The organism is Candidatus Krumholzibacteriia bacterium, assembly GCA_029865265.1.
Lineage (GTDB): Bacteria > Krumholzibacteriota > Krumholzibacteriia > WVZY01 > JAKEHA01 > JAKEHA01.
This window is the reverse complement of sequence record JAOUHG010000018.1, coordinates 51,921-64,344: the sequence shown is the minus strand read 5'-3', so window position 1 is coordinate 64,344 and position 12,424 is coordinate 51,921. Positions and strand designations below refer to the sequence as shown.

Genomic DNA, 12,424 nt, shown 5'->3' with positions numbered 1-12,424 from the left:
GAGATCCATCATGAGCTTCTTGGTGTTGGTATGCGCGCGCGACAGCGTCCACAGACGCTCCAGGCTCAGCACCAGCCCCACGATGGAGCAGATGAGGAGCGCGTGCATGAAGTTGCCGCCCTTGATGTACAGCTGTCCCAGACCGCTGTTCTTGACGCGGTTCTGGATCTTGGCGTTTTCCTTCCGGATCATCTCCGCGATCGCGGCCGCAACCTCGACGGAGTCATTGGGAGCGGTGAGAAAGGAATCCGCATCGATCGGGGCCGCCATGGACGTCATGTCGACGTTCATGGGCATGTCGACCGGCTCGTCGCTGGCCGCCTCCGCCGCCGGCTCCTCCGCCGGCGCGCTGGTCCCGTCATCCTGCGGAAGCGCAACGGCAAAGCCGGTGAACGTTCCCGCCACGATCATCGCCACAAAAACGGACATTAGAAGTACGCAGACTTTTTTGCCTAGCTCGCGCATCGCCAGAAACTCCTTCTTGCCGTGAAGTATGTCGGGGTGGGGGATTCGATGGAGCGGCTCTACTACCCGGAAACTCGCCGACTACCGAAACGAATAGGGCGACTATAGACCCCACTTCCCCACCTGTCAACCCGCTTTTGACCCCGGAATCGAGGGCCGGCGGGGGGCTACTTGGTTGATATTGACGAACTTCTCTCCAGGATGTACGTCCCGTGCCCATCCCGGTCCACGAACAGGAAGCGCATCCCGATATCCATCTCCTGTACCCGGTCCCGATCCAGCAGCGGCTTGCCGCCGGCAAGGTAGATCCACAACTCATAGGGCACGCTGGTGTTGTCCTCCGCCCGGTAGCGCGCGCTCTCGCGCCCGTCGGCGGCAAACGTGTTCTTGGTCTTCGGAGTCTTGTAGAGCTTGGAGTTGCTGCTGCTGAGATTGAGGGGGTGGTACGGGTTCTCCACCACGGCCTCCGCCTCGGCCAGCGACTCGTAGTTGACCGGAATCACGTCCTGCACCAGTTCGTCGGGGGGGCCATAGCGCACGTAAACCCCGCCGCGGGCGCTGAAGATGGCCGGACCCGATTCCTGGTAGTGCGCTTCCGCGTACGCCAGCCGCTCGATGAACTGGTCGTACGCCTCGTTGGTCCCGGTACTCGGGTCCGGATCGAGGCTCTTCCACAGGGCGTCCATCTGCTGCTCCTGCTCGCCGGGGCTCTTCTCGACGAACAACTTGAATTCGGGCTCGCCCAGGAGGAATCGCGCCTCGGCCAGCAGTTCGCGCCGGGGCACCTCCCAGGTGCGGATGTCCCAGGCGACGGAGAAGTCGCCGGCCTTGACGCGCGCCAGCGTGCTGCCCTCGAGCAGGAAGGTCAGATAGAGCGTATAAGCGCCCGCGGTGAACTCGGTCAGGTCCTCGCGGATCACCACCGGGTAGGTCCGCGCCTGCCCCGCACTGACCACCGGATTGGGGAGCACCAGCCTGGTGTCGCGCACCGCGTCACCCTCGGGGTTCACGATCTCGGAAACGAACTCGAACGTCGGCGCCGAGGCCATGCTCTCGGGCAGGTACAGCTCGAAATACACCGTCAGCGTATCGCGGTACAACCCGTACATGCGCGGCGGATTGGGATGGTACTTGCGCACGCCGCGTTCCCTGGGGTCGATGTCCCAGACGAACATCGCGTCGCTGAAGGACGGCTCGTCCATCGGCATCTCGGGCAGGTTGAGGCGCGCACGCCGTACCACCGAGCTCTTGTTCTCCCCGCGCATCAAGCCCACCACGCTCACCTTGGGGGCCTGCAGGTCCTCGATGCCGAACGAGAGCCAGTAGCCCCCGGGCGGGAGGTTGAACTGCTTGATGATGGTCTGGTAGGCGACCGGGCTGTCGACGCGCTCCACGGTCTCCTCGCGCAGGTCCATCGTCTCGCCCTGTTTCACCACTTCGCGGCCGTCGTCGTCGGTGATGAGGATGGAGAGCTTCACCTTGCCGGCCCACTGGTTGCCATCCTGCCTGAACTTGAGCGCCGTGTTGGCGACGCGCACGGAGACTTCTGTGAAATCGCGGCCCTCGCGTCCCCGGAATGACGCCGTGTCGAGGTAGAAGTCGAAATCGCCGTGGCCCAGTTGCGTGGCGGCGGCCGGAGAAGTCCCGGCCGACACCGCGAGCAACACGGTCGTCAAGAAAAGACAGGCGCCCCGAAGGGCGCCTGTCACTGTTGCGGTTTGCCGCGTCAGGTTCATCCTAGTAGCTGAAGCCGAGACTGATCCGGTTGACCTGGCCCAGGTAACCGAGGTCGGTCCAGGCGTAGTCGAAATTGAGGTCGGAGGTCTGGCTCGTGTCGATGCGCAGGCCCAGCCCGGCGGAGAGCCCCTCGCTGTCGGCGTTGAAGTTGTAGCCACCGCGCAGGAAGAAGAACTGGTTGAATCCGTACTCCGCTCCCATGTTGATGGTCTCCGTGTTGTCCGACGGGTGGGCGAACTCGAACACGCCCTGCAGGCTGTTCACGCCCTGCGAGTACGGCGTGGCCGCCATCGACACCTTGAACTGTGTCGGCAACTTGGACGACCGGTCGTCGTAGTTAACCTCCGCGCCCAGGCTCTGGATCATCATGCCCAGGCGCATGCCCCACAGCCCGATGCGATAGACGAGGCCAAAGTCGAACGCAAACGAATTGACGCTCTTCTCCGCCAGCCCCGAGTGGATGTAGTGAACCGTTGCCCCCGACGAGAACTTGTCGGTGAAGAACTTGGCGTACGACAGGCCAAACGACATGTCGCCCGCGTCGAACGTCTGCCCGGTTCCCTCCGGCAGGTAGATGGTGCGAACCACCTGCGGGTCCATGGTGAGCGCTCGCGCGCTCACACCCCACGTTCCCGGCACAAAGGGCATCGTGAACGCCCCCGCCGCGTAGTTGAGCGCGACATCGGCCGGCCACCAGGTGTAGGACAGCGACACGTCGGTCCGCGTCAGGTCCACCAGACCCGCCGGGTTCCAGTACGTCGCCGTGGCGTCATTGGAAATCGCCGTGAAGGCTCCGCCCATACCGGTTGCGCGCGCCGACACGCCGATCTTCAGGAACGGCAGGGCATACGTGCCGACCTTTGCGAACGGTTCCGTCGCGAACGACTGCACCGGGATCAGCACTGCCATCATCGCTACCGCGATTCCCTGTGTGATCCGTGATCTCACTTTCAACCTCCTGAAAGATACCGGCGTCTTCATTAGAACTCGAATCCGAGACCCAGGCGCCACAGGCGGTGGGTCTCCCAGATGGTCGGGTCGAACACGGGATTGAATTCATCCAACCCATCGTCGTTGATGTCCTGCAGGAACGCGCCACCGTACTGGCCCGTCTCGGTCAGGTAGGAGCCCTGGTCCATACCGGCTGCTTCCATCCCGGGGAAGGCTCCCGGCGACGTTCCGCCCGGCAACAGCACGTCCTCGTCGAGCAGGTTGCGGCCCTCGAAGAAGAGCGTCAATTCACGTCCATACACGTTGAACAGCTTGCGGCCCTGCAGGCTCAGCTTGTGGGTCGGTTCCAGCCGCAGGGAGTTTTCCAGCGTCGGATCCGCGAGCCGTGCAAACCGGTCCACCGGCGTCCACGGCAGACCCGAACCGTAGGAGTAGATCGCGGTCACGCCCCACTTGTTGCGGTCCTGCAGGCGCAGCGTCACGTTGAAGGTGTGGCGCTGGTCCCAGTCCAGCGGGTACTCCTCGGTGGGCAGATGGGTCAGGCCCTGCGCGGAACGGCCGAAGTCCGCGTCGCTCGCCACGCCATCGGCGAAGGAGTACGTGTAGTACACCTCGAAGCCGAGCCGCCGAGTGAGCCGCTTCTCCAGCGAGATCTCCAGGCCACGTGAACTGGCGTAGGTGCGGTTGATGAAGCGGAAGGACTGAATACCCGTGGAATCGTCCGTCACCTGCGTCGAGGAGATGAGTCCGTAGATGTCCTTGTTGAACACCACGAAGTTGCCGGCGATGTCGTCGGTGAACTGGTGCGAAATGCCCGCCTGGTAGCTCACCGTCAACTCGGGCTGCAGGTTGGGATTGCCCAGGGTGCCGGTGGATCCCACCGGATCCTGCGTCCGGAACAGGTACACGCGGCTCGGCCACTGGGTGAAACGCCCGTAGTGAAAGAAGAACTTGTCACGGTCGGTGATCGGAAACGCCACACCCAGGCGCGGAGAGAGGTTCGACTTGAACTCCTCCACGTTGGGGTCGATGTCAGCGTTCGAGATCAGAATCTCGGCGTTGTTTCCCACGTCGAAGAACTCGTAACGCAACCCTGCGTTCACCACCATGCCCTCGTACTCCCACTTGTCCTGCATGTACACGGCGCCTTCATAATTGAAGTTCTCGTAGATGTTCACGTTCAGTCCCTGCTGCGTGATCCCCGTCTCCGGGTTTTCACGCTGCTGGGCCGGGAACACGCGCTCATCGTCGCGCAGGTCGTTGTAGATGAGCTGCAGCCCCGTACGGATGCGGTGCCCCTTGAACTGCTCCGAGGTGACGTCGCCGCGGAACAGGTACTGGAGTGACCGCTGGTCCGTGTAGAACGGGTAGTCGTAGGCGGTGACGAAATACGGGGAATTGTCGTCGGTGTACCACGCCGGCACCGTAACGCCCGAGCTGATGTAGCTGCCGTCGGGAAGCGTCACCGGAAGTCCCGCGGTGGAAAACTCCTCGGGCGCCTTGAGGTTGCCGTTGGCATCCAGCACCGAACTCTCCGTCTGCAGGTCCAGGCGGCTGAACTTGAGCGTGTAGAGCAACTTGCTGGTGATGTTGTGACTGAACCCCATCTTGAGCTGAAGGTTCTTGGACAGCGTCTCCGGCGTGTTGGTAGCCGAGTTGAACTGGACGTACGATGAGTCAGCGCCGTCCGGGTCGGTGATATACGGCTGGAAATCGCTCCACTGCCGCTGGTAGCCGTCGAACAGCGACCACGACTTGTAATTGAGGATGGTTCCGTCGGTGGCCCGAATGGCTTCGTCCCACACCACGGTGGCCACATTGTTACCCACGCGAAGGTCCGCCGCGCGGAAATTCGTGTAGGTGATGATCTCCTGCGTACCGTCATCGCGGCGCACGAGGTCCTGCACGATGATCGGCCGGATGTTGAGCTGCCGTTCGCGCGTGGCGGTGTCCTTGATTTCGGCCCACGGGCCATGGTTGATGGTCCGGATGGTGGTGAACTCCATGATCTCCACCTGGCCCGGCTCGGGCGGGACCGAATAGGCCAGCCCCTGGAAGCGCCAGATCTTACCCACGTAACCGTCGACGTTCCAGTTGTTATAATAATTGTCAAAACGCGACTCTGAGTAGATGGCTTCGCCGTCCACCTTCATGCGCGACATCTTGTAGGTGAGCTTGCCCTGCATGTTGTAGGACGATGACTGGCGCTGGCGGAACTTGAACCAGTCGGTGATCTTGTGTTCCGGCCGCGGCTCGATGGTGGTGTTCTCCGTGTCACTCCACGTCGCTTCGCCGGAGACGTAGTAGCGCAGATTCTTCCACCAGGTGGGACCGCCGAAACCGAGGCTCATGCGGTCGAAGTTGGTGTAGGTCTTGTCCTGGCGGCCGAAATCGTCGGTGAAGTAGCGGAACTCGCCACCGAACGCGGCGCCGCCTTCCTTGGTGGCGATGTTGATCACCGCGGACTGCGCGTCGCCATACTCGGCATCCATACCGCCCGAGACGATTTCCGAGCCCGAGGTTCCCAGCATGCCGACGTCCACCGAGCCGCCACCCAGCGGGTCGGACACGGGAACACCGTCGATCTGGACCTGGACCTCGTTGCTGCGGCCGCCGCGAACATGCATGTCATCGCCGGTCTTGACGATACCCGCCTTGAGACCGACGGCTTCGAGCACGTCGTCCACCGGCATGGTCTGCAGCTGCTGCTCGTCTACCGACGCGGTGACCTTGGACTCGGTCACCTCCACCATGGGCCGTTCGCCGCGGACCTCGATGACCTGCGTCTGCGCCACGATGGTCTGCTCCATCGAGAACGTGAGGGACTCCGCCTGCCCGGCATTGATGGTAACGTTCGGCTTCTCGTTGTTCTTGTAACCCATCATCATGGCCCGCAGGGTGTAGGTTCCCGCCGGGACGCCCACTATGGTGAATTTACCGTCCGAAAGACTCATGGCACCCAGTGTGGTGCCCACGAGAATGACGTTCGCATAGGCGAGCGGCTTCCCGTCCTTGTCTACGATCTTCCCCGTCACAGTACCGGTCTGCGCGGCGACGTTCGAAGCCAGACCCAGGAGCGAAACAATCGTTGCAACGATGATCGCTCCACGTCTGTCACGTGGGAACATTCGCGAACCCCTTTCGAATCACAAACACAGGGACCCTACGGCCCAGTGTTAATCCGGCGTTAATCTGTGAGTGGTGGGGACTCAGGCGCCGCAACGGCATTTCCGTCGCGGCGTCTTCGAAACAGGTGGGGAGACTCTAGCACACGCCTTTGCCGCAATGCCAGCCGTATCACTGACTTCGGATCCAATATACGCCCCGGCCGGGGAAATTGTCAATGATCCATCCCGGGGCCGGCCACATCCACCGTCCCACCCCGCAACGCGTTGTCAGCGAACCAGATAAAAAACCCGCGGTGGCCGGTTGCCACCCGCGGGAAACTTGGGGGAGGGTGCTCCAGCAGTGGATGCACGTACAGTATGGTCCGGGTCCCCTCGTGCGTCAACCCGCGCGGCGGCTATTTCTCGTAGAGCCAGCACGCCGTGCGATGCCCGGGCCCGATTTCGCGCACCGGCGGCGTCTCTTCCCGGCACACGCTCATTGCGTGGGGGCAGCGGGTGTGGAAGGCACAGCCGCGCGGCGCGGAGGCGGGGCTGGGAACGTCGCCGGGCAACAGGATACGATTGCGCCGCACGCCGGGCTCGAGGCTCGGCACCGCGCTCAGCAGGGCCTGGGTGTACGGGTGCTTCGGCTCTCGGTAGAGCTCCGGCGCGGGCGCCAGCTCCACCAGGCGCCCCAGATACATCACCGCCACCCGGTCGCTGATGTACTCCACCACCCCCAGGTCGTGCGCGATGAACAGGTAGGTGAGATCGAGCGCCTCCTGCAGATCCTTCAGCAGGTTGATGATCTGCGCCTGGATGGAAACGTCCAGCGCGCTGACCGGCTCGTCCGCGATCACCAGGTCGGGGTTGACGGCCAGCGCGCGCGCGATGCCGATTCTCTGCCGCTGACCGCCGGAGAACTCGTGCGGATAACGGTTCATGTGCTCGGCCGGAATCCCCACGCGGTCCAGCAGCTCGCTGACGCGATCGCGCACCGCGTCGCCGCTCGCGAGCTTGTGAATCTTGATGGCCTCGGCAATCATGCTGCCGACGGTCAGTCGCGGATTCAGGGACCCGTAGGGGTCCTGAAAGACGATCTGCATGCGCTTGCGCAGCTTGCGCATCTCGTTGGCGTTGGTGGCGAGGATGTTGATTCCGTCGAAGTGGATTTCCCCCGAGGTCACTTCCGTGAGCCGGAGTATGGCGCGCGCCAGCGTGGTCTTGCCGCAACCGCTCTCGCCCACCAGTCCCAGCGTCTCGCCGCGGTACACGTCGAACGTGACACCGTCCACCGCGCGCACCTGTCCCACCACGCGCGAAAGGATTCCGCGCCGAATCGGGTAGTGCTTGCACAGATCCTTGACCTCGAGCAGCACGTCGCCGCGCGGCGCCCGTGTGGTGGATTCCGGCATGGTCTCGACGCGCGCGTCAGCCACGATCGACGTCCTTCCAGCAGCGGATCCAGTGCTCGTCCCTCACTTCGCGCAGTTCGATTTCCTCGTTGTCGCAGCGGTACTCCGCGTACTTGCAGCGATCCGAGAAGCGGCACCCGGCCGGGAAATCCAGGGGGTCCGGCACCTTGCCCGGGATCACCTTGAGGCGTTCGCCCTTGCGCGCAAAGCGCGGGATGGACTCGCGCAGTCCCAGCGTGTAGGGGTGGCGCGCATCGTGGAAGAGGTCGTTGACGCTTGCGATCTCCATCACCTTGCCCGCGTACATCACCACCACCCGCCGGCACGTCTCGGCAATGACGCCGAGGTCGTGCGTGATCATCAGCACCGCCATGCCCATCTCCTCCTGCAGCAACTGCAGCAGGTCCAGGATCTGGGCCTGGATGGTGACGTCGAGCGCGGTGGTGGGTTCATCCGCCACCAGCAGGCTCGGATTGCACGACAGGGCCATCGCAATCATCACGCGCTGGCGCATGCCGCCCGACAGCTGGTGCGGGTATGCCTTGGCCACGCGCTTGGGGTCCGGGATGCGTACCAGCGCGAGCATCTCCAGGGTCCGCTCGGCGGCCTCGCGCTTGCCCACCTTCTGGTGCAGCAGCACCGCCTCCTCCACCTGGTATCCGCACGTGAACACCGGGTTGAGGCTGGTCATCGGCTCCTGGAATACCATGGAGATCTCGTTGCCGCGGATCTTCTGCATGTCGCGCTCGGGGAGCTTGAGCAGGTCGCGGCCCTTGAAGAGGATCTGTCCCTCGTCGATCCGGCCCGGCGGGGTCTGGACCAGCCGCATCAGGGCCAGCGCGGTGACGGTCTTGCCGCAACCGCTCTCCCCCACCAGCCCCAGCGTCTCGCCGGGACGCAGAGAAAAACTCACCCGGTCGACCGCGCGCGCGCGGCCCTCGGGCGTGTCGAAGCTGATCGAGAGGCCGCGCACGTCGAGCAGCGTATCGACACCCTGCGCAGCGTCCGTGCCGGTCTTGTCCGTCATTGGGGGATCGTACGTCTGAACCATTGGGATCGGCAATTCCTTCCTGCCGTCCGGGCACTGCAAAAAGAGCGCCAACCCGGGTGGGGCCACGAGGGACGGTCTCCGAGACAATCCGCAGCATCACCTCGCAACCCCGAAGCGCCTCTCCGGTTCACGCGAGGACGTCTCGGAGACCGTCCCTCGTGGTGCCAGTCAGCCGCGCGTGTCGAGGGCGTCGCGGATACCGTCTCCAACCAGGTTGAGTGCCACCACCGCCAGCGTAATGGCGACGGCGGGAAACGCGCTCACCCACCAGGCCGTTGCCAGCGCGTCGCGTCCCTCGAACACCATCGAGCCCCAGCTGGGAGCGGGCGGCTGGATGCCGAGGCCCAGGAAGGACAGCGACGATTCGAGCAGAATCACCGTGCCCGCGCTCAGCGTGGCGGTCACCACCACCGCACCGGCGGCGTTGGGAAGGATGTGACGCACCACGATGCGCCCGCGCCCGATGCCCGCGGCCACTGCGGCCTCGACGAACTCGCGTCCCCGCAGCCGCCGCACTTCTCCGCGCACGATGCGCGCAATTCCCATCCAGCCGGTGCCGGCGATGAGCAACGCGAGCGCAACCGGCCCCGGGGGCAGGAAGGCCACCGCGGCCAGCAGCAGCAGGAGGCGCGGGAATGACAGCATGCCGTCGACGAAACGCATCAGCGCGTCGTCGATTCGCGCCGGCGCCATTCCGGACAGCGCGCCGAGGGTGGTTCCGAAGAGTACCGCGAGCAGGATGGACAACGCGCACACCCCGAAGGAGGCGCGGCCGCCGTAGACGAGGCGCGCCCAGACGTCGCGCCCGAAGCGGTCCGTGCCCAGGGGATGGTCGACGCCGGGCGCGGCGTAGCGCGTGAGCGACGGGGCGGTGAGCGCCGACGGATCCGCCCCCGCCACGAGCGGTGCGAGAACCGCGCCGCACACCATCGCCAGCAGCAGCGCCAGCGACACCACCGCGACGGCGTTGCGCGAAAAGCGCTGATACAACTTCGTGGTGCGCGCCTTGCCCCCGGCAACCGCGCACGCGTACAGCAGGCCGGCCAGGAGCACGGTCAGGAACCGGTCCAGCGCGGACAGGCCGTGCCAGGCCGGTGCGCGCAGGAAGGCCAGCGCCACGACGGCGTAGAACGCCACCCCGGGGACGGCGCGCGCGCCGCCCCGCCCCGCGGGCCCCAGCGGCAGCCAGCGCAGCCAGCCGCGCCTGCGCCCCGGCGCCGTCATTCCGTCCTCGCAGACGCAACGGTGCGCGGGTCGGCCCAGGCGGCGGCCACGTCCGCCACCAGGTTGCCCGCGATCACCACCAGCGCCCCGATCAGGTTCACGGCGAGCACGACGGGATAGTCGCGCGCGTAGATGGATTCCACCATGAGCGACCCCATGCCGGGCCATGCGAACACGGCTTCGACGATCACCGCACCACCCACCAGGAATGGCGCGCTCAGTCCCGCAACCGTAATGAGGGTTCCCAGCGCGCTGCGAAACGCGTGCCGCCACACCACGACCTTCTCCGCGAGACCCTTGGCGCGCGCGGTACGCACGTAGTCTTCGCCCAGGGCGTCGATCAGGCTGCCGCGCGTGTAGCGCGCAAAACCGGCGGCGCTCGCGACACCCAGCACGATCACCGGCATGACCAGATGCCGCACGCGATCCGCCAGCATCACCCAGCCGCCGTCCTCCATGCCGGGTGTGCGCATGCCGGCGGTGGGAAGCCACGGATGATCGATGGCGAGGAAGGTCATGAGGAGATAGGCCAGGTAGAAGGGCGGAATTGCGTACAGCCCGATGGAGAGGAACGAAACCGCGCGGTCGGCACGCCCGTGACGGTGGCGCGCCGCCAGCCCGCCGGCCCAGACGCCCAGCAGGAGCTGGATGCCGAGCGCCAGCACGGTAAGAAGCAACGTGCGGGGAATGGTCTCCGCGATGATATCGCGCACGGCCCGGTGCTGCACGAGGCTGGTGCCGAAATCGCCGGTGGCGACACCGCCGGCCCAGCGCGCGTACTGCACCAGGAGCGGATCGTCCAGTCCGAGTGAATGCCGGATGCGCTCGACGTCCGCGGGGTCGGTGCCCGGCTCGACGAAGCGCGCCAGCGGATCGCCCGGGGCGAGATGAAGAATGGCAAACGTGATCGTCAGCGTAACGGCGACGAGCACGATGGCGTTGAGTGCGCGGCGAGCGAGATACTGGGCCATATCAGCGTTCGACGCGACGCCCGGCGCGGTGCTGACCGCGGCTGGCTCGCGCTAGGAATCCAGGGGCACGGTAACGATGGGGCTGCGGTTCGCCGTCGTCTCGTCCAGGCGGCGCACCGGTGTTCGCGTCGGGGCCGAGGTCAGCAGGGACGGCGACTCGGCCGCCTCCTTTGCGATCCGCAGCATGACGTCCGCGAAGCGATCGAGCGTCTCCTTGCTCTCGGTCTCGGTCGGTTCCACCATCAGCGCCTCCGGTACCGTCAGCGGAAAATACACCGTCGGTGCGTAAAATCCGGCGTCGAGCAACCGCTTGGCAACGTCGAGCGTCTTCACACCGAACTTCTTGAGCGGCTCGCCGCTGGCAACGAACTCGTGCATGCAGCGCTCTCCGTACGGAATCGGGTAGGCGGGCGCAATGCGGTGCGCGAGGTAGTTGGCGTTGAGAATCGCGGTGGCGCTGGCGCGCTTGATACCGTCGGCGCCCAGACGCGTGATGTAGGTGTACGCGCGCAGGTAGATTCCGAAATTCCCGAAGAACGAGTGCAGCGCACCGATGGACTGCGGCCGGTTGTAATCCAGGCGGAAGGCGCCGTTGCTCCCGGTCACGCGCGGCAGGGGAAGAAACGGCTCCAGGTGAGACTTCACCGCCACCGGACCCGAGCCCGGCCCGCCGCCACCGTGTGGCGTGGAGAAGGTCTTGTGCAGGTTGTAGTGCATCATGTCGAAGCCGAAATCGCCCGGCCGCGCCTGCCCCATGAGCGCGTTCATGTTGGCGCCGTCCATGTAGCACAGACCGCCCTTCCTGTGGACGGCTTCCACGATCTCGGCGATGTGCGTCTCGAACAGTCCCAGCGTGTTGGGGACGGTGAGCATGAGCACGGCGACGTCGTCGTCCAGCACGCTGCCCAGTACGTCGAGGTCCACGCGGCCGTCCTTGCCGGAACGGAAGGTGTGCGTCTCGAATCCGGTGATGGTCGCGGTGGCGGGATTGGTACCGTGCGCCGAGTCCGGCACCAGCACCTTGCGGCGCAACTGCTTGCGGTCGGCGAAGTAGGCGCGCGCCAGCAGCAGTCCGGTCATTTCGCCCTGGGCGCCCGCCGCGGGCTGCAGCGTGACCGCGTCCATGCCCGCGATGGCGGCAAGTTCCCGCTCCAGCGCGTGCATGATTTCCAGTGCACCCTGCGCGTCCGCGTCGTCCTGCTCCGGGTGCAGACCCGCAAAACCCACCATGGCGGCGACGTCCTCGTTGACCTTCGGGTTGTACTTCATGGTGCACGACCCGAGCGGAAACAGATCCTTGTCGACGTGGTGATTCTTCGTCGACAGGTCCACGTAGTGACGCATCACCTGCGGCTCGCTCACCTCGGGCAATCCGATGCGGCCCTCGCGCAGGTACTCGCCCGGGATGTCTGCCGGCGCGGGGGACTTCTGGGTGGCGATGTGATAACCGTGCCGCCCGGGGCGGCTGCGTCCGTAGATGGTGCCTGAAAAATCGTGGCTCAT

General features: G+C 65.1%; 9 protein-coding genes. All 9 read right to left on the bottom strand.

Features of this window, described 5'->3' with window-relative positions:
- Window positions 1–429 (bottom strand): hypothetical protein (locus tag OEX18_09635; GenBank protein ID MDH4337519.1); only part of this gene is annotated, 429 nt, incomplete at its 3' end.
- 203 nt (window positions 430–632) lie between these two features.
- Window positions 633–2,132, bottom strand: coding sequence for a GWxTD domain-containing protein (locus tag OEX18_09630; GenBank protein MDH4337518.1), 1,500 nt, complete (start codon window positions 2,130–2,132; stop codon window positions 633–635).
- A 70-nt stretch (window positions 2,133–2,202) separates the two neighbouring features.
- Window positions 2,203–3,150, bottom strand: coding sequence for a PorV/PorQ family protein (locus tag OEX18_09625; GenBank protein ID MDH4337517.1), 948 nt, complete (start codon window positions 3,148–3,150; stop codon window positions 2,203–2,205).
- A 32-nt stretch (window positions 3,151–3,182) separates the two neighbouring features.
- Window positions 3,183–6,281: a TonB-dependent receptor gene (locus tag OEX18_09620; protein MDH4337516.1), complete on the bottom strand. Its 3,099-nt coding sequence runs from the start codon at window positions 6,279–6,281 to the stop codon at window positions 3,183–3,185.
- A 395-nt stretch (window positions 6,282–6,676) separates the two neighbouring features.
- Complete coding sequence (locus OEX18_09615) at window positions 6,677–7,675, bottom strand: dipeptide ABC transporter ATP-binding protein (GenBank protein MDH4337515.1); 999 nt, start codon at window positions 7,673–7,675, stop codon at window positions 6,677–6,679.
- A 16-nt stretch (window positions 7,676–7,691) separates the two neighbouring features.
- Complete coding sequence (locus OEX18_09610) at window positions 7,692–8,702, bottom strand: ABC transporter ATP-binding protein (GenBank protein MDH4337514.1); 1,011 nt, start codon at window positions 8,700–8,702, stop codon at window positions 7,692–7,694.
- A gap of 192 nt (window positions 8,703–8,894) precedes the next feature.
- Window positions 8,895–9,950 carry an ABC transporter permease gene (locus OEX18_09605; protein MDH4337513.1) on the bottom strand — a complete coding sequence of 352 codons (1,056 nt, stop codon included), beginning with the start codon at window positions 9,948–9,950 and terminating at the stop codon, window positions 8,895–8,897.
- Entirely contained in the window at window positions 9,947–10,921 is a 975-nt protein-coding gene (locus OEX18_09600; protein ID MDH4337512.1) for an ABC transporter permease, read from the bottom strand. Before OEX18_09600 ends, OEX18_09605 begins: the two co-directional genes overlap by 4 nt.
- 51 nt (window positions 10,922–10,972) lie before the next feature.
- Window positions 10,973–12,424, bottom strand: coding sequence for an aminomethyl-transferring glycine dehydrogenase subunit GcvPB (gcvPB, locus tag OEX18_09595; protein MDH4337511.1), 1,452 nt, complete (start codon window positions 12,422–12,424; stop codon window positions 10,973–10,975).

What these genes read in the sequence shown, in the direction of transcription:
- OEX18_09620 (MDH4337516.1), bottom strand. Translation starts at nt 6,281, where the DNA reads ATGTTCCCACGTGACAGACGTGGAGCGATCATCGTTGCAACGATTGTT.
- OEX18_09615 (MDH4337515.1), bottom strand. Translation starts at nt 7,675, where the DNA reads ATGCCGGAATCCACCACACGGGCGCCGCGCGGCGACGTGCTGCTCGAG.
- OEX18_09610 (MDH4337514.1), bottom strand. Translation starts at nt 8,702, where the DNA reads ATGACGGACAAGACCGGCACGGACGCTGCGCAGGGTGTCGATACGCTG.
- OEX18_09605 (MDH4337513.1), bottom strand. Translation starts at nt 9,950, where the DNA reads ATGACGGCGCCGGGGCGCAGGCGCGGCTGGCTGCGCTGGCTGCCGCTG.
- OEX18_09600 (MDH4337512.1), bottom strand. Translation starts at nt 10,921, where the DNA reads ATGGCCCAGTATCTCGCTCGCCGCGCACTCAACGCCATCGTGCTCGTC.
- gcvPB (MDH4337511.1), bottom strand. Translation starts at nt 12,424, where the DNA reads ATGAGCCACGATTTTTCAGGCACCATCTACGGACGCAGCCGCCCCGGG.